Origin of the sequence: Sodalis sp. RH16 (assembly GCF_047324245.1) — a bacterium.
Taxonomy (GTDB): domain Bacteria; phylum Pseudomonadota; class Gammaproteobacteria; order Enterobacterales; family Enterobacteriaceae; genus Acerihabitans; species Acerihabitans ligni.
This window is the reverse complement of the sequence record NZ_CP178737.1, coordinates 3,693,404-3,718,511: the sequence shown is the minus strand read 5'-3', so window position 1 is coordinate 3,718,511 and position 25,108 is coordinate 3,693,404. Positions and strand designations below refer to the sequence as shown.

At 57.9% G+C, this 25,108-nt stretch carries 25 protein-coding genes; 16 read left to right on the top strand and 9 right to left on the bottom strand.

Translation table 11 applies throughout. From position 1 onward, the window contains the following. Positions 1 to 7 precede the first annotated feature (7 nt). Positions 8 to 472 (bottom strand): hydrogenase maturation nickel metallochaperone HypA, encoded by a 465-nt coding sequence (gene hypA / locus ACL2XJ_RS17135; protein ID WP_413723885.1) that lies wholly within the window; start codon positions 470 to 472, stop codon positions 8 to 10. Between the two features lie 34 nt (positions 473 to 506). Beyond that, positions 507 to 755 carry a HypC/HybG/HupF family hydrogenase formation chaperone gene (gene hypC / locus ACL2XJ_RS17130; RefSeq protein ID WP_132922415.1) on the bottom strand — a complete coding sequence of 83 codons (249 nt, stop codon included), beginning with the start codon at positions 753 to 755 and terminating at the stop codon, positions 507 to 509. 444 nt (positions 756 to 1,199) lie between these two features. On the opposite strand from hypC, the gene ACL2XJ_RS17125 reads away from it, so the two are divergent. Genes ACL2XJ_RS17125 through ACL2XJ_RS17100 form a run of 6 tightly spaced genes read left to right on the top strand, consistent with a single transcriptional unit; the run spans position 1,200 to position 8,542 of the window. After that, positions 1,200 to 5,003 (top strand): proton-conducting transporter membrane subunit, encoded by a 3,804-nt coding sequence (locus ACL2XJ_RS17125; protein ID WP_413723884.1) that lies wholly within the window; start codon positions 1,200 to 1,202, stop codon positions 5,001 to 5,003. A gap of 9 nt (positions 5,004 to 5,012) precedes the next feature. After that, positions 5,013 to 5,972 carry a respiratory chain complex I subunit 1 family protein gene (locus ACL2XJ_RS17120; protein WP_132922417.1) on the top strand — a complete coding sequence of 320 codons (960 nt, stop codon included), beginning with the start codon at positions 5,013 to 5,015 and terminating at the stop codon, positions 5,970 to 5,972. A 10-nt stretch (positions 5,973 to 5,982) separates the two neighbouring features. Then, positions 5,983 to 6,411: an NADH-quinone oxidoreductase subunit B family protein gene (locus ACL2XJ_RS17115; protein WP_132922418.1), complete on the top strand. Its 429-nt coding sequence runs from the start codon at positions 5,983 to 5,985 to the stop codon at positions 6,409 to 6,411. 9 nt (positions 6,412 to 6,420) lie between these two features. Continuing rightward, a complete protein-coding gene (locus ACL2XJ_RS17110; protein WP_203522087.1) occupies positions 6,421 to 6,936 on the top strand; it encodes a 4Fe-4S dicluster domain-containing protein in 516 nt (171 codons plus the stop codon). Further along, complete coding sequence (locus tag ACL2XJ_RS17105; RefSeq protein ID WP_132922420.1) at positions 6,933 to 7,463, top strand: NADH-quinone oxidoreductase subunit C; 531 nt, start codon at positions 6,933 to 6,935, stop codon at positions 7,461 to 7,463. Before ACL2XJ_RS17110 ends, ACL2XJ_RS17105 begins: the two co-directional genes overlap by 4 nt. Then, complete coding sequence (locus tag ACL2XJ_RS17100) at positions 7,460 to 8,542, top strand: nickel-dependent hydrogenase large subunit (RefSeq protein ID WP_203522088.1); 1,083 nt, start codon at positions 7,460 to 7,462, stop codon at positions 8,540 to 8,542. The genes ACL2XJ_RS17105 and ACL2XJ_RS17100 overlap by 4 nt, the downstream gene beginning before the upstream one ends. A 112-nt stretch (positions 8,543 to 8,654) precedes the next feature. On the opposite strand, the gene ACL2XJ_RS17095 is transcribed toward ACL2XJ_RS17100, so the two are convergent. Further along, positions 8,655 to 9,326, bottom strand: a complete 672-nt coding sequence (locus ACL2XJ_RS17095) for a Crp/Fnr family transcriptional regulator (RefSeq protein WP_132922422.1) — start codon at positions 9,324 to 9,326, stop codon at positions 8,655 to 8,657. Positions 9,327 to 9,930: 604 nt separating this feature from the next. Beyond that, positions 9,931 to 11,103 (bottom strand): amidase, encoded by a 1,173-nt coding sequence (locus ACL2XJ_RS17090; protein WP_413723883.1) that lies wholly within the window; start codon positions 11,101 to 11,103, stop codon positions 9,931 to 9,933. Positions 11,104 to 11,635: 532 nt separating this feature from the next. On the opposite strand from ACL2XJ_RS17090, the gene ACL2XJ_RS17085 reads away from it, so the two are divergent. From ACL2XJ_RS17085 to ACL2XJ_RS17060, 6 genes are read left to right on the top strand one after another with little or no spacing between them, the layout of a single operon-like run. Beyond that, positions 11,636 to 12,427, top strand: coding sequence for a pyrroline-5-carboxylate reductase family protein (locus ACL2XJ_RS17085; protein WP_132922424.1), 792 nt, complete (start codon positions 11,636 to 11,638; stop codon positions 12,425 to 12,427). Then, positions 12,424 to 13,563 (top strand): ABC transporter substrate-binding protein, encoded by a 1,140-nt coding sequence (locus ACL2XJ_RS17080; RefSeq protein ID WP_413723882.1) that lies wholly within the window; start codon positions 12,424 to 12,426, stop codon positions 13,561 to 13,563. Before ACL2XJ_RS17085 ends, ACL2XJ_RS17080 begins: the two co-directional genes overlap by 4 nt. Before the next feature lie 56 nt (positions 13,564 to 13,619). Beyond that, entirely contained in the window at positions 13,620 to 14,534 is a 915-nt protein-coding gene (locus ACL2XJ_RS17075; RefSeq protein ID WP_413723881.1) for a branched-chain amino acid ABC transporter permease, read from the top strand. 18 nt (positions 14,535 to 14,552) lie between these two features. Beyond that, entirely contained in the window at positions 14,553 to 15,497 is a 945-nt protein-coding gene (locus tag ACL2XJ_RS17070) for a branched-chain amino acid ABC transporter permease (protein WP_203522094.1), read from the top strand. After that, the gene (locus tag ACL2XJ_RS17065; RefSeq protein ID WP_413723880.1) at positions 15,494 to 16,309 is read left to right on the top strand and encodes an ABC transporter ATP-binding protein; all 816 of its coding nucleotides are present in this window, start codon (positions 15,494 to 15,496) and stop codon (positions 16,307 to 16,309) included. The genes ACL2XJ_RS17070 and ACL2XJ_RS17065 overlap by 4 nt, the downstream gene beginning before the upstream one ends. After that, complete coding sequence (locus ACL2XJ_RS17060; protein WP_413723879.1) at positions 16,306 to 17,088, top strand: ABC transporter ATP-binding protein; 783 nt, start codon at positions 16,306 to 16,308, stop codon at positions 17,086 to 17,088. Before ACL2XJ_RS17065 ends, ACL2XJ_RS17060 begins: the two co-directional genes overlap by 4 nt. On the opposite strand, the gene ACL2XJ_RS17055 is transcribed toward ACL2XJ_RS17060, so the two are convergent. Then, positions 16,992 to 17,324 carry a hypothetical protein gene (locus tag ACL2XJ_RS17055; protein ID WP_413723878.1) on the bottom strand — a complete coding sequence of 111 codons (333 nt, stop codon included), beginning with the start codon at positions 17,322 to 17,324 and terminating at the stop codon, positions 16,992 to 16,994. The two genes, ACL2XJ_RS17060 and ACL2XJ_RS17055, sit on opposite strands and share 97 nt — an antisense overlap. Continuing rightward, on the bottom strand, positions 17,296 to 18,156 hold the full coding sequence (locus ACL2XJ_RS17050) for a VOC family protein (RefSeq protein WP_413723877.1): 861 nt from the start codon (positions 18,154 to 18,156) through the stop codon (positions 17,296 to 17,298). Before ACL2XJ_RS17050 ends, ACL2XJ_RS17055 begins: the two co-directional genes overlap by 29 nt. A gap of 507 nt (positions 18,157 to 18,663) precedes the next feature. Here ACL2XJ_RS17050 and ACL2XJ_RS17045 point away from each other — a divergent pair. Genes ACL2XJ_RS17045 through ACL2XJ_RS17030 form a run of 4 tightly spaced genes read left to right on the top strand, consistent with a single transcriptional unit; the run spans position 18,664 to position 21,802 of the window. After that, positions 18,664 to 19,494: an ABC transporter substrate-binding protein gene (locus ACL2XJ_RS17045; protein WP_132922431.1), complete on the top strand. Its 831-nt coding sequence runs from the start codon at positions 18,664 to 18,666 to the stop codon at positions 19,492 to 19,494. Positions 19,495 to 19,507: 13 nt separating this feature from the next. Then, positions 19,508 to 20,332 carry an amino acid ABC transporter ATP-binding protein gene (locus ACL2XJ_RS17040; RefSeq protein WP_413723876.1) on the top strand — a complete coding sequence of 275 codons (825 nt, stop codon included), beginning with the start codon at positions 19,508 to 19,510 and terminating at the stop codon, positions 20,330 to 20,332. Continuing rightward, positions 20,332 to 21,114 (top strand): amino acid ABC transporter permease, encoded by a 783-nt coding sequence (locus ACL2XJ_RS17035; RefSeq protein ID WP_413723875.1) that lies wholly within the window; start codon positions 20,332 to 20,334, stop codon positions 21,112 to 21,114. The genes ACL2XJ_RS17040 and ACL2XJ_RS17035 overlap by 1 nt, the downstream gene beginning before the upstream one ends. Positions 21,115 to 21,118: 4 nt before the next feature. Further along, positions 21,119 to 21,802, top strand: coding sequence for an amino acid ABC transporter permease (locus tag ACL2XJ_RS17030; protein WP_132922434.1), 684 nt, complete (start codon positions 21,119 to 21,121; stop codon positions 21,800 to 21,802). A gap of 93 nt (positions 21,803 to 21,895) precedes the next feature. Here ACL2XJ_RS17030 and ACL2XJ_RS17025 read toward each other — a convergent pair whose 3' ends face one another. The 3 genes from ACL2XJ_RS17025 to ACL2XJ_RS17015 are packed head-to-tail and all read right to left on the bottom strand — an operon-like array spanning position 21,896 to position 24,516. Then, complete coding sequence (locus ACL2XJ_RS17025) at positions 21,896 to 22,684, bottom strand: ABC transporter ATP-binding protein (protein WP_203522101.1); 789 nt, start codon at positions 22,682 to 22,684, stop codon at positions 21,896 to 21,898. Positions 22,685 to 22,724: 40 nt separating this feature from the next. Then, positions 22,725 to 23,498 (bottom strand): ABC transporter permease, encoded by a 774-nt coding sequence (locus tag ACL2XJ_RS17020; RefSeq protein WP_203522102.1) that lies wholly within the window; start codon positions 23,496 to 23,498, stop codon positions 22,725 to 22,727. A 7-nt stretch (positions 23,499 to 23,505) separates the two neighbouring features. Further along, positions 23,506 to 24,516, bottom strand: coding sequence for a glycine betaine ABC transporter substrate-binding protein (locus tag ACL2XJ_RS17015; protein ID WP_413723874.1), 1,011 nt, complete (start codon positions 24,514 to 24,516; stop codon positions 23,506 to 23,508). Positions 24,517 to 25,108 lie beyond the last annotated feature (592 nt).

The following is a 25,108-nucleotide window of genomic DNA, read 5'->3' as shown; positions in this document are numbered from 1 at the left end:
TTCTGCTTCAAGCGTCAAAACTTTCAATGTAGAGTTCGTCGCCCTGAATCAAAACGACATCCCGGCTTTGGCAACGGGGACATTGAAAATGGAATTTGATAACCTCAAAATCTCCGCCGCAGCCGCGGCATGTCGCCACCGCCGGCACCGGTTCGATAATCAGCTCGGCCCCTTCCGCCAGCGTACCTTCGGTAAAGGCTCCGAAGCAGAAAACCAGCGCCTGCGGCTCCACCGCCTTCATTCGTCCTACTTTCAGCCGCACCAGGGTAATGGACCGGACCTGGTGGCGGGCCGCCTCCTTTAACAGGATGTTTACCAGCCCCTGGGTTAACGCCGCTTCATGCATAGCCGGTTCTCCCGCGGCCGATAACGGCCCGACGCGTTCCGGGCCGTAATAATTACTCCTCGCCCGCGTGCGATGGACGACACCGGCATGTCCGGCATCCCATCGCTGTCGCCTGACGCTGGACATACCGGCCTGCGACGGGCGTGGACAAGGAAGCTTTTCATTCCGGCAGTTCCCCCAGTTCGCTGAGCATGGCCAGCATTTCCGCCGCCTGCTCCTCATCGATGCGCGCCATGGCGAACCCCACGTGCACCAGCACCCAATCACCGATACAATCAGCCGGGACATGGGATCTATCGACGATAAAGGCGATATTGATATCCCGCTTCACTCCGGCCACTTCCACGGTGGCCAGCAGATTAGCGGCATCCTTTATGGCCAGTATTTTTCCCGGGACACCCAAACACATAATGCGTTTCCCTCTGCGGAGCGGTGCGGAAAATAATCCCCCCCTACGCCGGATTATTTTTTATATGGGAACAATTCTCGTTCGTCTATTTTATTGATTGAGATCAATTTTAATTCGTTTTCATTTCCCGATTATCAAAATAAAAATAATTTTATTTTTTTCTCTTAATCGGGCCGTATTAATTACGATTCTCAATTATAAAGTGAGCGCGATCATATTTTATGGCTTTCACGGTAGCGCGTTAATCGTTGAGCTTGTTCCCTGCCGTCATATTGTCAGTTTCGCCCCGTAATATCTGTCAGCTAGCCGACAGACATTACCGCCGATTTTTAATAAATTCATCGCATACCCAATATATTCCGAGCCGCAGCCAACCCAGCTGAAAATCGAAATGGCAAGGGTAGAGATTTTTTTATCCGCTCTCAGATTTATAGCGAGGAATACATGGGAGTATCACTCTTCAGCATTCCATTACTGGCATGGGGAGGAACATTTCTTCTGCTTGCCGGTGAAATAATGGCATTGTTGCATATCCGGAATCTGGTAAAACTCCTTTTGTTTTCCACCATAGCGGAAATCGGTTTTGTCTTGCTGGGTTTTGGCCTCGATAATCAATCGGGGATCACCGGCGCGCTGATGCACCTGGGATTTCAAGTTACCATGCGCTTGCTGGTCTTCGTCAGCGCCGGCTACCTTATCAAACGCACCGGTTCCAGCTCCCTGGACGATTTGGCGGGCAGCGGCAGCCGAATGCCGCTGGCATCGCTGCTGTTCGGCTTCGGCCTGTTTTCCGTGATGGGCCTCTCCCCGTTTAAAGGCTCCTTCAGTAAATTCCTGATTTTGTACGGCGCAATGGAGCAGGGGGAATGGTGGCTTGCCGCCATTGCCACCCTGGCCACGGTGGTAGCGGCGGTTTATTACATTATCGTTATTCAGCGCATCTGCCTGGAACCGGCTAAATCCGTGCCCGCGGCCGGCACTCATCAACAAAACGGTTTATCGTCGATTCCGTTCACGCCCATTTGGCTGTTAATGTATTTATTGACCGCCATCACTATTTATATGAGTTTGGTCCCTGGCCCGTTTTTGCATTTGGCCGAACGCTTCGCCTCGCCGTCGGTAAAAGGCGAAGTACCGGTATTTGAAGCGCCCTGGCGTTTTTTGGTGTTATTCCCCTATATTGGCGGTTTTGTCCTTTTCGCCCTGGGACGGATTAATGCCCTGCTCCGGGACCGCGCCGCCCTGATTATTTCCGCCGCCACTCTGTATTTTGCCTGGCAGGCGGGGGGGATAGACAGCATATCCCGTTTATTTACCCTTATTTTCGCCGCGCTGATCTTTGTTGCCGTGATCTATTCCCAAGGGTATATGCGAAATAACGGGCACGCCAACCGTTACTATTTTTTCCTGTTCCTGATGGCCGGTTCCCTGCTGGGCGTGGTTACCGCCGACGATTTCGGCAATTTCTATATGTTCTGGGAATTGATGACCTGGAGTTCCTATTTCCTGGTGACCCATGAACAGACCCCAGAGGCCTTCAAAGCCGGCCGAAAATATTTCCTGATGTGTACCACCGGCGCCTACGTCATGCATTTCGGCATCCTCTTGTGCCACCAGCGCTTCGGTAGTTTCGATATGTCGGTGGTCGCCGCCCATGCCTCGCAGCTGACGCCGGGGTTCGCGGCGGTGATCGGCCTGTGTTTCCTGGCGGGGCTGGGGGTGAAAGCCGGTCTTTATCCCATGCACAGCTGGCTGCCGGACGCGCACCCGGTGGCGCCGTCGTCCGTTTCCGCCCTGATGTCGGGCATTCTCACCAAAGCCGGCGTGTACGGCATTATCAAGGTTCTGTTTGTTATCCTGGGCACCGATATCGTCGCACGGGTGTTGCCGTGGATATCGTTCTCCTCTCTCGGCCTGGCGGTAAGCGTGCTGGGGGCGCTGACGGTGATCTATGGCGAGGTCATGGCCTTCAGGGAGCAAAACCTGAAACGGATCCTGGCCTTTTCCACCCTGGCCCAGGTGGGTGAGATCCTGACCATGGTGGGATTGGCCACCTATTTGAGTTTTGCCGGCGCGCTGCTGCACGTGCTTAACCACGCCATCTTCAAAAACCTGCTGTTCCTGGCGGCCGGCGGCATCATCGCCAAAGCCGGCGGCAAGCGGCTGTCCGATGTGGCCGGCCTTGGCCGCGTGATGCCCTTTACCGCCCTGTGCTTCGCCGTCGGCGCCCTGGCGGTGATGGGCTTGCCGCCCTTCAGCGGCTTTTTCAGCAAATTCCTGATGATTTACGCGGCTGCGCAATCGGGCCATCTTACTATCGCGGTGCTGTTCCTGGTGGGCAGCATTTTGGCCGCCATGTACTATTTGCGCATTTTGCGGGTGCTGTTTTTTTCGCCCTATAACGGCACGGTGACCACCGATGCGCCGCTGTCCATGCGCATCGCCATGGGCTTATTGGCGGTACTGGTGATTCTCGGCGGCCTGTTTCCCGATTTCGGTCTGGAGCACCTGGTGCGCCCGGCGGTGGATCAAATCGCCCTCAGGCAAGGCCTGGCAGTCATCCCCCTGCCCCACCTCAATCTGGCCTGGACGCCGGCGGCGCTGATTGCCGTTTGCGGCGCGCTGCTGACCTTTATCGCCGGTAAAAGCGGCAAGGTGAATGCCGGCGCTGTGGCGGTGGCCGTGATGGCGGTCGCCCTTGGGGCGGTGCTGATGAACGCCAGACGCTATGACCTGCTGTCTTACTGGTTCGCGGCATTGATTGCCGGCGTCGGTCTGCTGAATATGCTCTATGCCGTCGGCTATATGGCCCATGGCCATCACCGGCACCGGTTCTTCTTTTTCTTTGTGTTTATGATCGGCGGCCTGCTGGGCCTGACCGCCAGCAAGGACCTGTTCAACTTCTTCGCCTTCTGGGAAATCATGAGCAGCTGGACGCTCTATTTCGTCATTATCCATGATGAAACCGACGAAGCCTTAACCGAGGGCTTCAAGTACTTTATCTTTAACTTCGTCGGCGCCACCTGCATGTTCCTGGGCGTCGCCATGCTTACTGCCCGTGCCGGCGCCTTTGATTTTACCGCCCTGGCCCTGGCGGCGCGCACTATGTCCCTGCCCTGGTTCGGCGGCGCCCTGCTGCTTATGCTGCTGGGTCTGCTGATGAAGGCGGCGCAGCTGCCGTGGCGCATCGACTACCAGATGCACCCCCCCACCGCCCCGACGCCGGTGAGCGGTTATATCTCGGCGGTTCTGCTGAAAAGCGGCGTGTACGGGGTGATAAAGCTCTTCACCCTCGGCGGGGCCGGACTGCTGTTCGCCCGGCTGGGCACCGCCGGGGGCATGAGCGATGTGATGTACGGTATCGCCATCATCGCCGCCGTGACGCTGCTGTATGCCGGCGCCATGGCGGTCATTCAAAACGGCATCAAACGCCTGCTTATCTATAGCACCGTCAGCCAGCTGGGTTACATCCTGCTGGGCTTCGCCCTGGGTTCGCCTCTTGGCGTGGCCGGCGGCCTGATGCATCTGGTGAATCATATGATGCTGAAGGATACCCTGTTCCTAGGGGCCGGCTGCATCATGGCGCAGATTCATGTGGATAGCCTGGATCAGTTGGGAGGGCTGGGGCGCAAGATGCCGATAACCTTCGGCCTGTTCCTGTTCGCCGGCCTTTCCCTGTCCGGGATTCCGCCGCTGAACGGCTTCTCGTCGAAATGGCTTATCTACCAGGCGGCGTTCCAGTCGGGCCATTATGTGCTGGGACTGGCGGCCATGATGTCCAGTCTGTTTACCCTGGCGGCGGTGCTTAAATTCGCCCATGCCGCCTTTATGGGCCAGCCCCGCGAGGCGTTGGGCAACGTGCGGGAAGCGCCCCTCTCGATGCTGCTGCCCATGTCGCTGCTCACCGCCGGCTGTGTCGCCGTCGGCCTGTTCCCGGGCCTGCTGCTGGTGCCGGTGAGCCGGGTCATGAGCGAGCTGTCACTGGGGCAACTGGCGGTCACCTGGACCGGCGGACTGCCCGGCATCGACGGCTGGCAGCCGCTGACGCTGTCCATACTGATGGCGGGCATCGCCCTGGCGGGCTGGCTGTTCTATCGCCTGAGCAATCGGCAATCGGTGTCTATCCATTTGCACCAGGGCGGCGTCACCGACCTCCTCCCGTCCCAGGCCCATGTCCCGGCATCCGGTTTATACCAGGCGCCGGAACGGTTCATCCGCCTGGCGCTTCGGCCGAAAGATAAGGAATAGGGTTTAATCATGTTGGATTTCACCGCGCTGTTTGCCCCGTTGGCCATCTTCCCCCTGGGACTGGGGGCGCTGCTGTTCGGCCTGTTGCTAAAAGGCGTGGATCGCATCGTTGCCGCCCGTCTGCAGCGCCGGGTCGGTCCGCCTTTGCTCCAGCCTTTTTTCGACATCATCAAATTGATGCGCAAACAGACCATGGTGCCCGAAGGGGCGCCCCGCGGTTTGTTCCTGGCCTTGCCGGCGGCGGGCGCCGGCAGCATGCTGCTGGCCGCTGCGCTTATCCCCATTGCCGGGGTCTATCATCCCGCCGCCATGCTGGGGGACCTACTGGTGCTGCTCTACCTGCTGACCATCCCCGCCGTGGTACTGATGCTGGCGGGGTCGGCGTCGGGATCGGTTTACGGCGCCATCGGCTTCTCACGGGAAATGGCGCTGGTGCTGGCCTATGAAGGCCCGCTGCTGCTGGTGCTGGCCAGCGTCGCCATGAAAACCGGCATGGCCCAGGGCGGCTGGGTGACGTTTTCCCTGCCGGAGATTGTGCGCTATCAGCAGCAGCACGGCGCCTTTCTGCTGGATCCCTGGATGTGGCCGGCGGTGGCGACCTATCTGCTGTTTTTCCCCGCCAATCTCGGCATTCCGCCGTTCGATATTCCTGAAGCGGAAGCGGAGGTGCTGGAGGGCCCCCTACTGGAGTACTCAGGACCCGCCCTGGCGCTGTTCAGCATGATGTCGGCCCTGAAGGCCGTGGTGGTGATAGGTCTCGGCATCACGCTGTTTTTCCCCATCGGGCCGGCGGGTTTTGCCGGCGTGGCGGTGTTTATGCTCAAGTGCCTGGTGCTGTTTATCCTGGGGAAAACCTTGCTGCGCACCGCCGTGGGAAGGATGCGTATCGATCAGGCGTTTCTTTTTTATCTCAAATGGCCCGAACTGCTGGGTGTCATAAGCCTTGTCACCGTCATTGTGCGGGCATAGGGGAAAAGCTATGGGTTTTTTAACCGGTATCGCCAAACGTTCGCCCTGGCTGTATCGCCTCAACGCCGGTTCGTGCAACGGCTGCGATGTGGAGTTGGCCACCACTGCCTGCATTCCTCGCTATGACGTGGAGCGGCTGGGGTGCCAGTACTGCGGCAGCCCGAAGCATGCGGATATCGTACTCATTACCGGTCCCTTGACCCTGCGGGTAAAAGACCGGGTGCTGCGGGTGTTCCAGGAGATCCCCGAACCCAAGGTCACGGTGGCCATCGGCATTTGCCCCATTTCGGGCGGCGTATTCCGGGAGAGCTATGCCATCGCCGGGCCGGTGGATAATTACCTGCCGGTGGATGTGAACGTTCCCGGCTGTCCGCCGCGGCCCCAGGCCATCATTGAAGGCATTGCCATGGCCATCGACATTTGGCAGCACCGCCTGTAGGAAAGCACGATGAACTTTATCAGGATCCTGTTTCGCAATCTGCTCAAGGGCCCGTCCACGGACCCGTTCCCCTTCGGCGAAACCTTCACCCCCAAAGGGCTGCGCGGCCGAATTGCCTTTGATGAATCGAAGTGTTCCGGCTGCCGGATGTGTGAGCATGTGTGTGCCGGCGGCGCCATTCGTTTTGATGAAAGTCCTGAAGGCCTGCAATTCACCCTCTGGCACAACAGCTGCACGTTTTGCGGCCTGTGTGAACATTACTGCATCCCCCGCGCCATCCATCTGACGGAGGATTGGCACTTGGCGCACAAGCAGGAGGACAAGTACCGCATGATCGAGCAAGGCACCGTGGCCTACCTGGCCTGCGCCTCCTGCGGCGAACGCTTTATTCCCCCCAGCGATGCGCTGCTGGAGAAGGTCTATGGCGGCAACTCCGCCGCCCTGACGGAACTGAGCCGGCTGTGCCCCGACTGCCGCCGCGGCCTTTCCGCCTCACGTTTGAATACTCCCGGAGCAGGACTATGATTGAGAAAATCAAACGCATCCAGTCGCTGTTTACCGAGACGCTGGACGCTCCCTTTACCTATGATATCCATATCAACGCCAAGGGCGTTGTCACCGCCTGGTGCACCCTGTCATCCCCGGCGCTGCTGCTGCCCGCCGTCGCCCTGATTAAACAGGCCGGCAGCCGGCTGAGCACCATAACCGCTTATCAGCACGCCAGCCCGCAGCCGTCGGATGTCCATGAGATCGCCTACCACTTTGATATCGACGGCGACACCCTGACCCTGACGGTGCACCTGCCGGCCGGCGAGCGGGACATCCCCTCCATCACCCCGCTCTTTCGCAATGCCAATTGGAACGAAAGGGAATTTATGGAACTCTACGATCTGAACGTGGTGGGACATCCCAATCCAACCCGGCTATTTCTGGATGACGATATCGATCCGGCCGTGCTGCAGAAATTCATTCCGTTTTCCGAAATGGTCAATGCCGCCAGCACCAAGTCCCTGTGGGAAAAAATCATGAGCCAACGTGGAGAAAAAAAATGACCCGATATCAGGTACCGGTGGGCCCGCTGCACGTGGCGCTGGAAGAGCCGATGTACTTCAAGCTCGACCTGGAGGGGGAAACCATCAAAGGTCTGCATATCTCCGCTGGACATGTGCACCGCGGGGTGGAGTATTTGGTGATGAAACGCAATTTCTATCAGAACATCACCCTTACCGAACGCATATGCTCGTTATGCTCCAACAGCCATCCCACCACGTTTTGCATGGCGCTGGAGGATATCGCCGGGGTGGAGGTGCCGGAGCGGGGCCAGTATCTGCGGATGATTGCCGACGAGATCAAACGGGTGGCATCGAACCTGTTCAACGTCGGCATCATGGCCCATATCATCGGTTTTACATCGCTGTTTATGCATGTGCTGGAAACCCGCGAGATAGTGCAGGACATCAAGGAAACCCTCTACGGCAACCGGATGGATCTCGGCGCCAACTGCATCGGCGGGGTAAAGTACAATCTGGATGCCGAACGCATCGCCTACCTGCTGACCCGCCTGGATGAAGTGCAGCCGGCGGTGGAAGAGATCCGCGGCATTTACGCCACCAATCATTCAATCCTGACCCGCACCCGGGGCGTGGGCGTGCTGCCCAGGGAGGATGCGCTGGAATTCGGCCTGATAGGACCGGTGGCGCGCGGATCCGGAGTGGCTTACGACGTGCGCAGGAACTCGCCCTACGCCATGTACGATCGGCTGGATTTCGCCATCCAGACCCAGCCGGACGGCGATGTCTGGTCCCGCGCCATGGTCCGTCTGGACGAAGTGCGTATGGCGCTGTCCCTTATCCGGCAGTGCCTGGCCAAGTTGCCGGACGGCCCCATCGCCATCAGCGGTTTGCCGGATATCCCGGCCGGCGAAGCCATTGCCAAAACCGAAGCCCCGCGCGGCGAATTGATCTATTACCTGCGCACCAACGGTACCGATATGCCCGAACGGATGAAATGGCGGGTGCCCAGCTATCCCAACTGGGATGCGCTGCATGTGATGATGCAGGGCAATACCATTGCCGATGTGGCGCTGATCGTTAACAGCATCGATCCCTGCGTTTCCTGCACCGAGCGCTGATCCCCTCCGGCCGGGCGGGAACGCTGCGGTCCCTTGCCGCGGTCTCCCTTTAACGCGCGCCCGCATTGGCATTATGCCGGTTTACACCGCTCAAGGGTGCGGCGTACCATGCTTATTTCTTGTAGACGGACAGTCTTGAGGCCAGGGCCTCAATATCATTGATGATAAATTTATTTTTTACAGTCCGACATAGATCCCCATCTTTAATTAACATATTGAATAAAGATGAAGTGGTTTGGCGGGTCGCGCCAATGATCAGTGAAATATCTTCCATGGTTAAATCACATTCAAATTCAATGCCGTCAGCTGTGCCCACTCCACGCTCGCGACCGAGTGAAACGATAAATGCCGTCAAACGTGATTTAGCGTCATGAAAAATCAACCCTTCAATAACATCCCAGGAACTGCCCAATACCTCGCCTAATATACCGGTCATTAATAACGTTATTTCAGGGTGTTCAACAAGCTGTTGGCGAAAAGCCTGGGCAGTGGATAATAATATAACGGAGTCTTTTGCCGCTTCGATAAAAGCCCTGGTGTGGGTGCTGAAAATGTCTCCTTCCTCAAGGAAACAGAGGGTGAACTCGCGGCCTTCGTAGGACAGGAAAACCCGCAGCCGGCCGGACGAGACGATCAGCACGTCATTGCCGCCGCCGCCGGGCATGCTGATCATGTTCCCTTTCTGAAAGCTCTTGCGGCGAAAGTTATCTAAAAAACCGTCAAATTGCGGTCCCTTTAGCAATTCAGTCAGATTTTGACTCGAGAGCCTCATTTTAGACCGCATGTTTTGCTCCTTTATTCTGGCCAGGGCCCGGATTAACGATAATGATTTTGATCAATATCAACTTTTATCACCGGCGTAATTAAGTTACCCTCTAATATGACGCCAAATAGACGATACAGGATATTGGAATATAAATCAGTACATTCTAAAATAGCGTTACCTTATTATACCGACTGCATAGAAATTGTTTGCGCGACCAGTCATGGAATTGAACGGGAGATTACAAAAAAACGATTCTTTTTTACGCGGCCCTTAATGAAAGAGCGCATTTCAGTATAGTCGTTTATTTTCGCCGACACGGCTATTCTAGCTCTTGCGGCGGGAGTGGCTGAATATAATACCTATTTTCCGCGCTACAAAAATATCAGTCCGCCGGACAGACATCCGGCAGGTTTTTGCTTTAACATGGGCTCGCTTTAACGCGCTCGGTCCAGATCCGGTGATGGCGGGCCTAGCGTGCCATGAGGCGCTCCGGCGGGCGGGAAAACCACGCCCGCTTCGACCTCATTGGCGCGCTCTCCCTTTAACACGCGATCGCTTCAACACGCCCGGTTCAGATCCGGTGATGGCGGGCCTAGCGTGCCATGAGGCGCTCCGGCCCGTCTCAATGGGTGGCGATGCGCGCCGCCAGCCGCACCAGGCTGAGATCGCTGCCGCGGGGTCCCAGCAGTGAAATACCAAGCGGTGCGCCGTCCTTGTGCGCCAGCGGCAGCGTCACCTGCGGGGTGCCGCAAATCACCGAAATGGCCAGCAACTGCTGGGACAGGCGGCGGGTCAGCTCGATTTCTTCCTCGCCGGCGGTCACCAGGGGCGCGATATCCGGCAGGGTCGGCAGCACCAGTACCCGATCGCCAAGCAGCTTTTGCCAGGCGCCGCGCAGCAGGTCACGCGCATTGCAGGCGTGGCGGTACTGATCCTCGGTCACCGTGGCGGCCCAGGCAAAGCGCGACGCCACGTCGGGACCCAAGGCAAAGCCGTGCCGGCTGATATTGTCGCCCTGGGCCCGCCAGGCTTCATATCCCTGGATATGGCGGAAAGCCCAGTAGGCTTCGGCCAGGTCCGGCAGCGCGCCGCCCAGCAGGACCGGCGTCCCGACGCCGGCGGCAATCTTCTCCAAAGCCGGCTGCAGCGCCTGCCTGACCGGTACCGAAAGCAGGGAGAACAGCTCCTCGCTCACCGTAAGAGAGGGTTCCGCCGGCAGCGGCGCCGGATCGTCACCCAGCAGGCAATGCCCTACCCGTTCGAACAGCAGGGCGTCGCGGGTGAAATAGCCGGCGGTGTCCATGCTGCGGCTTAGCTCCTGGCAATTTTCCAGGGAGACGCGGCCGTGGCTCGGACGCAGGCCGAACAAACCGCAATAGCTGGCTGGAGTCCGTACCGATCCGCCGGTATCGGTACCCAGGGCGAAGTCGCACAGGCCGTTGGATACCGCCGACGCCGAGCCGGAAGAGGAGCCGCCGGGGATCCGGTTTGGCGCGGCGCCGTTGCGCGGGGTGCCGTAATGAATGTTTTTACCGGTCATGGAGTAGGCCAGTTCATTGGTATGGGTTTTGCCCGTCAATTCGGCGCCGGCATCCAAAAGACGCTGCACCGCGGGGGCGGTGCGGGTTTTGATGCCGGACATGGCCAGGATATGCGGGCTGCCGCCGCCGGTGGGGTAGCCGGCCACATCGAACAGATCCTTGACGGCAAAGGTATATCCGGCCAGCGGTCCGGCGGGGGCATGGGGGACGTCCGCCGGGGGGTAAGGCATAAAGGCAAAGGCGTTATCTTGCATTGTGGCTCCTGTTGTTACGCTGGCCGGCGCGACGCCCATAAGGCCGTCCGGTAATGACACTGCAATGAAGCGCTGGATGTATAGCACGGCGGGCATAAGCCGTTAATCAGCAACATCATAAGCTATTATTAATTTATCACATCATAAAGTAACCTGATTTTTGCAAAAACGTCATTTAATATCGTAACATTTAACAACGGTCATATTAAATTATTATATATCCCATCATTTTAACATTTGGTGAAAAATTACCGCGCGATTTTTATTCATTATTTAAATTATGACCATTAATAAATAGAGAGCAGGATTCGTATTCAGGTTTGTTATGTTATGGAATAGTTATAGCAGATATCTTTTGAAAATCATTATCGAGTTAAAACAGTCGATTATATAAAAACAATTTTTTTTAGCTTTCTACTAATAACGTTAATAGCAATGCTTAGCGAAAATAATCTGTTAGCCGAACCTCCTGTTTGATCTTTAATGGATGCGCTAATACCGGCATCAACAATCGTTATTATCAGAGGGTGACATGGCCAAGATTCATTTTATCGGCGCGGGACAAATGGCCGAGGCTATTATTCGTGCGGCGATTGGCAGCGGCGCATTTACCGGCGATGAGATAGCCATAACGGATATTGATCCGCAGCGCGTCACGCGGCTTATCGGACAATACCATGTGCAGGAAACCGCGGCGCCGACGGACGCCGAGCTTATCGTCATTGCCGTCCGGCCGCAGGACGATATCAATGCCGTCACGGAAAATATCCGCCGGCAGGCCTCGCCGCAGGCCATTGTCATATCCATCGTGGCGGGCGTCACCCTGCAGCGTCTCGCCGCGTTGCTGGGGCCGGAACGCCCCATCGTGCGCGTGATCCCCAATACCCTTACCGATACCGGCTACGGTTATAGCGGCGTTACCCTCAACGGACATGTGGCCGCCTCCCAAGTAGAGCCGTTTTTACAGAGTTTCGGCAAGATTCTTTATCTGCCGGAATCCCTCATTGATGTCTTTACCGGTTTTGGCGTGGCCGGTCCCAATTACATTTATTACTTTGTGGAATCCCTCACCGATGCGGGCGTTTTGGCGGGCTTGCCGCGGGCGCAGGCGACGGAAGTGGTGCTGGAAAACCTGGTGGGCGCCGCCGCAATGTTGAAACAAAGCGGCCTGCATCCGCGCCAGTTGCTGGATATCAACAACTCGCCGGCGGGCGTGGGTATGCACGGTCTGTATGAGCTTAATAACAGCGATTTCGCCGCCGGTTTGCAACGCAGCGTACTGGCGTCGGTGAAACGTACCATTCAATTAGGAACTGCAAAATGAATAAAGTTTGGTTGCACGGCGGCCGGGCCGCACTGCTGTCGCTGGCGCTGGTTTCCGGCTGGGCCGCCGCCGCCGACAAGGTCGTCTCCATCGGCTATCAGGCGCCGCTGACCGGCGAATATGCCCAGTACGGTACGTTATTCCGTAACTCCGCCAACCAGGCGGTGGAGGAATTCAACCAGTCGCACCGCCTGCCCGGCGTGCGGGTGGAGGTGAAGTTCGAGGACAGCAAAGGCGATGCCAAAGAAGGGGTGAACATCGCCCGTAAATTCTCCGACGATCAGACCATTGTCGGGGTGATCGGCGATTTCAGCTCCACGGTATCCATTGCCGCCGGCAAGGTCTATGCCGAAACCCACGTGCCGCAGCTGTCGCAAACCGCATCCCATCCCGATTTCGTGAAAATCAGCCCCTGGCAGTTCCGTAATATCACCACCATGGCCTATGAAGGGCCCTATACCGCCAACTGGGTGCATGATACCGGAGCCAAACGCGCCGCCATCGTCGCCATCCAGAACGACTGGGGCCAGTCCGCCGCGCAGGAATTTGCCCATGGCTTTATCGCCGACGGGGGCCAAGTGGTCACCACGGAGTTTTTCAACCCCGGCACCCGGGATTTTCGCGCCATCATCACCAAGATTGCCCGCCAAAAACCCGATGTGATTTACCTTGCCCAATTCTATGAGGACGGCGCGGCGTTTTTGCAGCAGATCCGTCAGTTAGGCGTGAAAGCGCCGCTGTTCGGGGCCAGTTCACTGGACGAACAGAAGCTGATTCAACTGGCCGGCCCGGCCGCCGAGGGGCTGCGCCTGCCGACCTCCTTCGATCTCAACAGCCAGGTGCCGAACGTCAAGCACTATGTGGAACAGTACCGCGCCCTGTACCACACCGAACCGAACCAATTCGCGGCGCAGGCCTATGACGCCACCAATATCCTGCTGGACGCCATTGTGAAGGGCGGCGGCGCCGGCGCCACCCGCCAAAGCGTGCGCGATGCGCTGGCGGCCACCAAGGATTTTCCCGGCGTGACAGGTATCACCACCTTTGATCCGGTGACGCGCGAACCTACCAAGAGCCAGACCCGGCTGGTGGTGCAGAACGGTCAATTCGTCCCGGTAGCCTCCACCAAAGCATAACCGGCCGACCCGGCGCAACGGTGCGGCGCCGGGCCAGAGCTTCGAGGGTTTGCGGTATGTTTGATGCTTTTTTCTTCCAGCAGGTGATTAACGGCTTATCCCAGGGGCTGGTCTATGCCCTGATGGCCATCGGGTTTACGCTGATTTTCGGCGTGCTGAACGTGGTGAACTTCGCCCACGGCGAACTGTACATGCTGGGGGCTTTCGCCGGTTTACTGGTTATCCAGGCTTTTGCCCCGCCGCTTTTCGCGGTATTGCTGCTGGTGGTGGCGGTGGGACTGATGAGCGGCGTGCTGTTGGAGCGCATCGCCTTTCGGCCGCTGCGGCGGTTCGCCGACGAAGCTTCGCTGAAATCAAAGGCCATCCGCGAGGCTACCCTGCTCTCTTCCCTGGCGATTTCCATCGTGGTACGGGAACTGGTCTCCAACCTGTTCGGTTCCAATATGCAAACCATCCCGCAGCAATATTTGCTGATGGCCCCGATTACGCTGGGTCCGCTGACCTTCGCCAGCGGGCAGTTCGTGATCTTCGGCTTCGCCCTGGCCATGCTGCTGGCGCTGCAATGGTTTTTGTTTTATACCCGCAGCGGCCTATCGGTACGGGCCGTGGCCAGCAATCTCACCGGGGCGCTGCATGTGGGCATCGATATCCAGCGCACCATTGTCCTGACCTTTATGCTCGGCGCGGCTCTTGGCGCGGTATCCGGCTTCCTGGTGGGACTCTATACCGGCAATATTTTTCCGGCCATGGGTTTCGGCGCCGGCATCAAGGCGTTTGTCGCCATGGTGATGGGGGGACTGAACTCCATTCCCGGCGCGATCGTTTGTGCCCTGATCCTCGGGCTGAGCGAATCCATCGCCACCGAATATATCCCTCAGGGCTGGGCGGATCTCATCAGCTATGGCCTGCTGCTGTTAACGCTGCTGTTCTTCCCCAACGGCATCTTCGGAGGCCGGCGTGAACGGGTCTGAGACGATACGGAGGCGGACATGAACGCTTTTAATAAATACAGCTACCTGATGCTGTTGCTGCCTTTGCCCGCGTTGGCCTATGCCGATTCCGGCTACGCCTGGCGGGTCGCCACCACCGCGCTGATTTTTATCCTGCTGGCCGCCAGCGCCAATCTTTTGACCGGCGTCAGCGGGCTGATGTCCCTGGGGCACGGCGCGATCTACGGCCTGGGAGCCTATGCCAGCGCCCTGCTGAGCACGCAGTGCGGTCTCGGGGCATGGCTTGCGCTGCCGCTGGCCGGCGCCGCGGCTTCGCTGATCGGCTTTCTGGTGACCCTGCCCACCCTGCGGCTGGTGAGTATCTACTTTGCCGTCGCCACGCTCGGCATCGGCGAAATCATTTATGTCACGCTGCTGAACTGGGTGGATTTGACCCGCGGCCCCATGGGTATTACCGATATTCCTACCCTCGGCGGCGGCGGCCAGGGCGCCATCTTCTGGGAAACCCTGGCCATCACCCTGGCGTGTCTCTATCTCATTCACCGGGTCATGCACTCTTATTACGGCAACGCCCTGCGCGCCCTGCGGGAGGACGATCAGTGCATCCAGGCGCTGGGTTTGTCGCCGTTTCGCCTGAAAAGCCAGGTGCTGCTGGTGAGCTATTTTTTTGCCGGCATCGCCGGCGCGCTCTGGGCCCACACCACCGGATATATCGCGCCGGATTCGTTTAAATTCGATCAGTCGGTACTGATTCTGGCCATGGTAGTGGTTGGCGGGCTGGGCAGTCTGCCGGGGGCCATCATCGGCGCCATACTGTTAATCGCCCTGCCGGAGGTGCTGCGCCCCATCGGCGATTACCGTATGTTCACCGTCGGGCTTATCCTGTTTCTCACCATCCTGTTCCGGCCGAAAGGATTATGGCCCGAAGCGGCGGCGCTGAAGCTGGTGCGCGGCTGGTGGGGATTGCGGGAGGGATGGAAATGAACGGACCCCGTTTAAATGTTATTGCGTCCCCCGGCCAGGAGGCTTTGGCGGAAGAGTCCCTGCTGAGCCTGGCCGGCGTAACCCGCCGTTTCGGCGGACTGACGGCGGTGGAAGACGTCAGTTTCACCCTTGCCGAAGGCGAGCTGGTGGGGCTTATCGGCCCCAACGGGGCGGGAAAAACCACCCTGTTTAATCTGATTACCGGCTTTACGGCGCCCAGCAGCGGCGAGATCCGCTGGCGCCGGAAGGTAATCACCAATGCGCCGGTGCACCGCATCGCCCGGCTGGGCATCACCCGTACCTTTCAGAATCTGCGGGTATTCCCTAATCTGACGGTGTTTGACAACGTCAGCGTCGGCGCCATCGGCCGCTACCGTTATGGCCTGCTGGATACCCTGCTACACCGCGCCCCCAGGGCCAAAGAGGTGGGAAAGGCCACCTGGCGGGCGCTGGAGCAAACCGGTCTGCTGCCCTATGCCAACGAGCTGGCCGCTAATCTCTCCTATGGAAAACGCAAATATCTGGAAATTGCCCGTGGACTGGCCTTTGATCCGCAGTTGTTGATCCTGGACGAACCGGCGGCGGGACTTAACGATACAGAAACCGGTGAATTGTCGGCGTTCCTGGCGCGGTTAAACCGCCAGGGCCTGACGTTGCTGCTGGTGGAGCACGATCTCGACCTGGTGATGAATCTGTGTCAGCGGGTGCTGGTGCTGGCCGCGGGCCGGCTGCTGGCGCAGGGCACGCCGGCGGAAATTCTGGACAACCGGGCGGTGCAGGATGTCTATCTGGGGGGTGAAGAGGCGGCATGAGTTTATTAACGCTGGACCACATCGAAGTGAAGCTGGGGGGATTGTCCATCCTGCGGGATATCTCGCTGCGGGTGGATAAAGGGGAGATTGTCTGCGTATTAGGGGCCAACGGGGTGGGAAAAACCACGCTGATGCGCACCCTGTCGGGGATCTATCATCCGGCAAAAGGCTCGATTATCCTGGACGGACAGCCGATTCACCGCCTGCCGGCTCACGCCATTGTCCGGCTCGGCCTAGCCCAGGCGCCGGAAGGACGGCAGATTTTCCCCACCATGACGGTGGAGGAGAACCTGATCCTCGGCGGTATACAGCAGGGAAAACATTCCCGCGAACGGGAGCGGGTACTGTCCCTGTTTCCGTTGCTGAAAGAGCGATTGAAACAGAAGGCCGGCTCACTTTCCGGCGGCGAACAGCAGATGCTGTGTATCGGCCGGGCGCTGATGGGGCGCCCGCGCATTCTGCTGCTGGATGAGCCCTCCCTGGGCCTGGCCCCTCGTCTGGTGCAGCAGATTTTTGAGTTATTGCAGCACATACGCCGCCAGGGCATCGCCATCCTGCTGGTGGAGCAAAACGCCCGCGCCGCGCTGAAGATTTCAGATCGGGCCTATGTGGTGGAGGGGGGACGCATCTCACTGAGCGGCGCCGCCGCCGACCTGGCCGGCGACGAACGCGTCCGCCGAGCCTATCTGGGGGAACGCCGGGCAGAGACTTCCCGCGGCGATATGCTGTCGCCCACCGCCGCCAGTTCGTACCGTCGCTCATCGGTCTCCAGCAGGTAAAGCCGGCCGTCCAGGCTTACCTCAAGAAAATAGGTATGCTCTACTCCATCTGAGAGCGGGATAAATCCGCCGCAGCCGTCAAACGGCACCAGCGATGCCTCGCGGGAGAGACGATAGCGCCGCACCACCCGTCCGGCGGTCCCGGAGGGTGGCGCCGTGCGTTTTGCCAGCATCCGCAGGCCGGCCTGCACAAGACCGGCCCAAAAATTACTCCTCCCGGAACGCAAGGGCAACATTAAACGCCTCCCCGGCGGGAATGAACAACCGCCGCTGTTGTCCTTCGGTCCGGTAGGCCAGACTTGCCCGCCGGAAATACTTTTCGGTATGCGCCAGCGACGACACGGCCAGCTCCAGCGCCACCATGCGTTCGGCGCCGTTATCCCCGCGGGCCGCCGGGCCGTATATATCCCGCGCCCTGAGGGGAGTGACGAACGACAGCGTGGTTTTCCCGGCGCAAAGCCAGTATCCTCCCGCCCCATCGGAGTGAAGCGGGGCGTTCCCGTCGAATAACCGGCTATACACATCGGCGATGAGAAATGGATCCTGGGCGGCGATGGCTACGCCGATGATGTCCGTCACGCCGTTGGGATGCGCTCGCCAGGGCGCCTGCCACACCAGTTCAGGGGTCAAATGCTGGCAAAAGAAGCTGCGGCCGTTATTGATGCGTTCCGGGGCCAGACGCACGGTGCGAAACCGTGCTTCCCCTTGGCTATCGTCCGGCAACGTCACCGGACGATAGAAGTATTCCGGCTCGGCGCCGGCCAATCCCACCCGCTGCAGATGCCGGTATATCTCATCGGCGTCCGCGCCGCCGGTTTTCCAGACCAGTCCGCTTAGGCCGGGCTGCGCCGGCCAGCCGTTGCCTTGCCTGCCGGTATATCCTCCCTTGTGACCGAGCAATTCCAGGTAATTCTCGCCAAAAATCGCCAGATGGTTGCTGGTGCCCAGGGAATGATATCCACGCGGCGTCAGTTGAAATCCAAGGACTTGGTAAACCTGCGCCGCGTTATCCAAATCATCCGCGACATTGATCACTACATGGTCCACTACCGGCGTTAATACGCTCATTTTCCGCCCCGCTAAAACAAAATCGTGATGTAATTTTACGGTGCGGGTCGCCAAACCAAAGGAACGATTTCAGCATTGATACGCACAAAAGACGCTTAATCAGCCGTTAACGTTTAATTGTCATGAGGGTCATATTAATTAAACATAAAGTAAACAACCAAAATAATTATCAATCGCGATTGAATAATTAAAATTTAAATTGATTGAATACATTATTTATATTTCCTCCTGACCCCGTTGGCCGGCAGTGCATTATTTTCAGGTGTACCGGAGGAATTCCCACGTCTGTCTAAATTGCCCGTCCCTTGTTTTTACAGCAAAAAGTTGTGACCGCGCCAAAATAAACCGGTCATAAGTTTTACTTATGCTTGGCGGTGATAAAGATATGCTTTTTTATACGTGGTGTATTAGAGGGCGCTGTGTAATATTCCATTCCTAAAAGCCGTCCTCAGCCAATAACCCACTGAAGCAGCTCAATTATTCAGCAAATATCTCAAGGAAAAACTTATGGCGCATTCTTCCGTTAATCGTCCTTCCGCCTTGGCGGTACTTACCCTGTTGGCATTGGGAGGCGTTGCGTCTTTTGCCGCCCACGCCGATCAGCTGTCGGATATCAAGAAGGCCGGCGTTATCAGGGTGGCAACCTTTGATTCCAACCCGCCGTTCGGCTCCGTTGACGCCAAGACCCATGATATCGTCGGTTATGACGTGGATTTCGCCAATGCCCTGGCCAAATCCCTCGGCGTGAAACTGCAATTGGTGCCCACTAATCCCGCCAACCGTATTCCGTTATTGCAGTCCGGCAAGGCCGATATTATCGTGGCGGACATCACCATTACGCCTGAACGGGCCAAGGTCATTGATTTTTCCATTCCTTATTTTGTCACCGGCCAGCAATTCCTGGTGCCGGCCGCCTCCTCTGACAAGCTGGACGATTATGCCAACGCCCGTATCGGCGCGGTGAAAGGCACCACCGGCGAACAGGAGCTGCATAACCGTTTCCCGAACGCCCGCGTACTCTCCTATGACGATATTCCCCTGGCGCTGTCGGCATTGCGCAACGGCAACGTCCAGGCCATTACCCAGGACAGCACTATCCTGACCGGTTTGCTGGACGGCGCGCCGGACAAGGCTAAATACAAAGTGCTGCCGGAACTGCTCAGTAAAGAGGAAATCGGCGTCGGCGTGAAAAAAGGCGAAACCACCCTGCTGACCTTCGTCAATAACGAATTGCTCAAGCTGGAAGCCAACGGACAGGCGGTATCGATTTACAATACCTGGTTCGGTCCGCAGACCAAATCACCGCAGCCGCGTTTGTTCAAAATCACCGCGAAATAAACAGGCTGGATCCATGCTATTGCCGCACCATAAACCTTTATCCGCCGCGGATGCGGCGGATATCTCAGCACCGTCCTCCGCCGCGGTGGAATTTCGCCGGGTGGATAAATATTTCGGTCCCCATCAGGTTATCCATAAGGTGGATTTCAGCGTGGCCAGCGGCGAGGTGGTGGCTATTTGCGGACCTTCGGGTTCGGGAAAATCCACCCTGATACGGCTGATTAACCAGTTGGAAGTCCTCAGCGGCGGGGAAATTCTCGTTGACGGACAACCCACCTCCCGCCTGAAAGGAAAAGCGTTACGCCGGCTGCGTACCCACATCGGTTTTGTATTTCAGCAATTCAATCTTTATGCCCACCTCAGCGCGCTGGAAAACGTCAGTCTGGCATTAACCCGGGTCCACGGCTGGCCGAATGAGAAAGCCCGCCAAAAGGCCGCGCTGCTGCTCCAACGGGTGGGCCTGGCCGATAAAGCCGGGCATTATCCCGCCCAACTGTCCGGCGGCCAGCAGCAGCGGGTGGCCATCGCCCGCGCGCTGGTTACCGACCCCAGCCTTATCCTGTTTGACGAACCCACCTCGGCGCTGGACCCGGAAATGATCGGCGAAGTGCTGCAGGTGATGCAGGAACTGGCCCACAGCGGCATCACCATGATTGTGGTGACCCATGAGATGAGCTTTGCCCGGGAAATCGCCGATCGGGTGGTGTTTATGGACGGCGGCGCCATCCTGGAGCAGGCTGACCCGGAACGCTTTTTTACCGCGCCGCAGCATCCGCGGGCGCAGCGCTTTTTGCAAAAGGTTCTGAATCCGCTGCATGCCCGCGTGGAGGATGTCTGATGAGCTGGCATGCGGATTGGGCCGGCGTCCTGAGCGGCCAGCCGCTGGCCTGGATCGTTTCCGGCTTTATGACCACCCTTTATGTCACCCTGGCGGGCTGCATCCTGTCGACGTTCCTTACCCTGCTGATGCTGGCGCTGCGGCTGACACCCGGCCGGCTCGGCCGCGGCCTGGTGGCGGTGTATGTCTCGATATTCCGTAATACCCCGCTGCTGGTGCAGCTGCTGTTCTGGTATTTTGCCGCCTGGGGAGCACTGCCGCAGGAGTGGCGGTTCTATATCGGCGATACCCATCCCTGGGCGGTACTGCCCATGAACATTCCCTGGCTCACGCCGGAATTCCTCTGCGCCACCTGGGGATTGGGCCTGTTCACCGCGGCGTTTCTGATTGAAGAGGTGCAGGCCGGGCTGAATTCGGTGCCGGCGGGACAGACGGAGGCGGCGATATCCCAGGGTTTCAGCCAATGGCAGCTATTGACTTACGTGCTGCTGCCTCAAGGTCTGGTTAACGCCTGGCAGCCGCTTATCGGGCAATATCTGAATCTGATGAAACTCTCCTCCCTGGCCAGCGGCATAGGTTTTGCCGAACTCACCTACCAAATCAGCCAAGTCGAAAGTTATAACGCCCATGCGCTGGAAGGCTTCGCCGTGGGCACCGGGCTTTACCTGCTGCTGGGCATCGTCATGGGCTCCCTGCTGCTATGGCTCGGCCCGAAACGCCGGGACGGACGGCGGCCGCTGCCCTTAATCGCGGCGACCATGGATAACCCGACAAAGGATTGACGGCATGACGTTTAATGTGGACGTAATCGGCAACAACCTGACCTATCTGCTATGGGGGCGGCTCGCCGACGGCCAGCCGGGGGGCGTACTGCTGACGCTTCTCATGGCGCTGGGCGCCGGGGTGCTGGCCTGGGGGGTGGGCGTCGCCCTGGCATGCGTGGCCTGGCGTTACAAGGGCTGGACCCGGCGGATATTATTTATCTGGGCCGAGTTTATCCGCGGCATCCCGCTGATTTTTGTCATCTTCTGGATGTTTTTCCTGCTGCCTATCCTGTTCGGCGGCTCGATACCCGGCCCGCTGACGGTGATCCTGGCCCTGGGCTGGTTCACCTCGGCGGCGGTGATGCATACCACCCTGGCCGGACTTAACGCCCTGGCGGCGGGGCAAACGGAAGCGGGCATTTCGTCGGGCTTCAGCGAATGGCAAATCCTGCGCTTTATCCTGCTGCCCCAGGCCATGCCCAACCTGATGCCGTCCTATATAGGCCTGATGGTGGCCCTGATCAAGGACACCTCGCTGGCATTTATCGTCAATGTGCCGGAACTCACCACCGTCGCCGGACAGGTGAATAACCGGGAGCAGATTTATCCCACCGAAATCTTCGTTTTTGTCGGCGTGATTTATTATCTGCTTTGCTACGGCCTGTCCGCCCTGGCGACCAGGCTGGGGGCGCCCAAGCCCCTTTAGCGGCCGAAATCATCAGAAAGCAGCCGAAAGCTGGCATCCTGTCTCAGCCGGGCGTTTTGTCAATAAACCCCGGTCTATCTTTTATGATAAACATCAGCCGTTGGCTAACTGCTGGCGCCGCGCTTCTGTGCGCACCCGGTGCAGAACCTGTCGCTTGATTTCGCTGTAGCCCGGCGCCTGGGCCAGGGCCTCGATATCCCGTTCAGGTCCGAACGGCGGCCTGACCTCCTCAACGATTTTACCCGGCCGCGCCGACATAATCAGGATCCGATCCGCCAGGAACAGCGCCTCTTCCACGTCGTGGGTAACAAATAAAATCGTGGTGCCGGTCTGCCGCCAGGCGCTGCGCAGCAGCTCCTGCATCATCATGCGGGTTTGCGCATCCAGCGCGCCGAACGGCTCATCCAACAGCAATACCGCCGGATCCGGCAGCCAGGCACGGGCCATGGCGACCCGCTGTTTCATGCCCCCCGAAAGCTGCCAGGGGGCATGCCGCTCAAAGCCTTCCAGCCCCACCCGCTTGAGCCAGGTCAAAGCGCGCTTATCGGCCTCGGTTTTGCTTTGCCCCTGCATCCGCAGGCCGAAGGTGACATTATCCAGCACCGACAGCCAGGGAAAGAGATTGGGCTGTTGAAAAATCATGCCGCGGCTGGGGTGCGGCCCGCTGAAAGCGCGCCCATCGCACAAAATCCGGCCCTGCTGCGGGCGGGTGAAGCCGGCAATCATATTCAGGATGGTGGACTTGCCGCAGCCCGACGGTCCCAGCAGTACCACAAACTCCCCGCGCGCCAGAGATAGCGAAACATCTTCCAGCACGGTCAATTGCCGCTGCTTTTCCGTAAAACGCAGAGTGACGCGCTCGACGTCGATATAGTCGGTCATGGGTGCTTCCCCGTCCGTAACAGCGGATACTGATTAGCCGTCATACGTCCCTCCCCGCCCAGGGCACCAGCCATTTCTGCAGCCCCACCAGCAATAAATCCAATAAATAGCCGATTATCCCCAGCAGCAGAATACCCAGCATAACTATGTCGGTACGCAGGTAGGCGCTGGCGTTAATCACCATCCAGCCGAGACCGGAGGTGGCCGCCACCATTTCGGCGGCTATCAGCGATGTCCAGCCGACGCCGATGGACAGGCGCACGGCGGTAAACAGCTCCGGTAACGTGTCGGGCAGCACCACCCGCCAGAAGATCTGGCGGCGCGACGCCCCAAGAGTTTGCGCAACCCGAATGCGCGTCCGGCCGACCCGGGCCACGGCGGCGGTGGCCCCCACCACCACGCTGAGAAAGGTGGCGATGAAAATCAGGAAGAATTTGGACGACTCGCCGATCCCAAGCCAAACCACCGCCAGCGGGATCAGGGCGATTTTCGGCAGCGGACGTAAAAATTGCACAAACGGATTCAGTATGGCGGCCACCGGTTCCGAAAGCCCCATCAGCAAACCCAGCGGCACGCCCACCGCGACGGCGGTGATAAACGCGCTGAGCGCCCTGGCCAGGCTCACCGCCACATGCTGCCAGAGCGGCACCTGGCGATAGCCGTCATGAAGCAGCTCAACCGTCGTTTCCGCGATATCGGACAAGGGCGGCAGTAATAAAGGATCGATCCAGTGGCGCTGCCCGGCCACTTGCCAGAGCAGGAAAAACGCCGCCACCGAGGTCACGCTGATGGCGACATGATGTACAGATTTCATAAACCCATCACTTTCCCGCCGCCTGCCGGACAAAACGGGAATCGATGGCATCTTTCCACGTGGCCGGGATATCCCGTTGCCTTACATCACCGGTACCTTCCAGAAAGTGCGCGGTTTTGCTCACTGCCTGGCCGATGCCGCTATTATCGGTATCCTGGCCGTTGCCCAGCCAGGCGGCGGTGCCCTGCTCCGCCAGGGAAGGGTATTCCAGACCGGCCAGGGTATTGGTGGCGGTGGAGACCGGCGCGCCGACCTCTTTCGCTACGATGGCGGCCGCCCGCTCCGGATCGCGGCGGAACTCATCCACTTTTTGCTGATGAACCTTGAGGAAATCGGCCACGACTTGCGGATATTGCTGGGCGAACGCTTTACGGACCACATAGTTGTTGTAAATCAGATAGCCGTCTTTTTGCAGATCCCGGGTGGCGAAAACCTGATGGCCGCCGTCGGCTTCCAGCTGTTGGGCAAACGGCGCCCAGACATAACCGGCGTCGATATCGCCGCGTTGCCAGGCCGCCACCATGTCCGCCGGCCGCAGCGGGATCAGTGTAATCTTGGACCGATCCAGTTTATGGACGGCAATGGCCGCCTCCAGCGCATACTGGGAGGTGGAGTTAGGGGGATAAGCCACCCGCTTGCCTTCGATATCGTTCAATTGGTTGATGCCATTCTTGCCGATCAAACGTTCATAGGTGGAAATCACCCCCGACACGCCGACGATCTCGATGGGCAGCTTGCGAACGATACCGGCCACCGCCGGGCTGGAACCAAAATTGGCGATATCAATGGCATCGCTGGCGAAATAATTCAGCGCATCGGCGCCGGTGGCGAATTGAACCCATTTCACCTTGGTGCCCAGCGTTTTTTCCAGCGAACCATCCACCTTGGCTAATAGCAGCACCTGGGAGCCGCCGCTATAGGCAATTCTCACCTCATCCGGCACCGCCGCCCCATAGGCAGCGGATAAAGACATCAGCACGCTTCCCGCGCCCAGCAACAGGCTGACTATTTTACGCATAATGACCCTTTTATTCTGGCGAAATTTATACCCTAAATAATTCGAGTTGTAGGAAGCCAACACATTTGCAACTTGAAGTATGACGGGTATAGCCTTATTAATATAAGTTAGAGCGACCAGTATAGGGGATGGAAATAATTCGCCCTTAGCCAAAATATGGATATATTAAGTTGAATTTTACCCTTACGTTATTTTGATTATAAAACAGCCATAAATTGCCTAAATTAATGACAGACCTGTGCTTGCAAAGGCTATTCCTTGTTCTTAAAATGGGCTATTAAATAACCAAATATGTCATAACATTCTGATATTGATTATTTTTATATTTTCATCTTAATTATAACAAAATAATCATTATAAACGTCAAAGCCACAACACCGCATATTATCCAGCTGACTGAAAACCGAAAAATCAGGATTTTCCTGGCGAACGCGATAGGTTGATAAACAGCTTATATTATGCGTTTTTTGCATTTTAAACCGGTAACCCTTTTAGTGTATGGTTCTGACCATGTTCCCGGACAGTAAAAGATCCTGCGTATTCTGCCGGAAAAATTCAGCGTTCATTCGACGATGGGATTGGTTTTTTATCT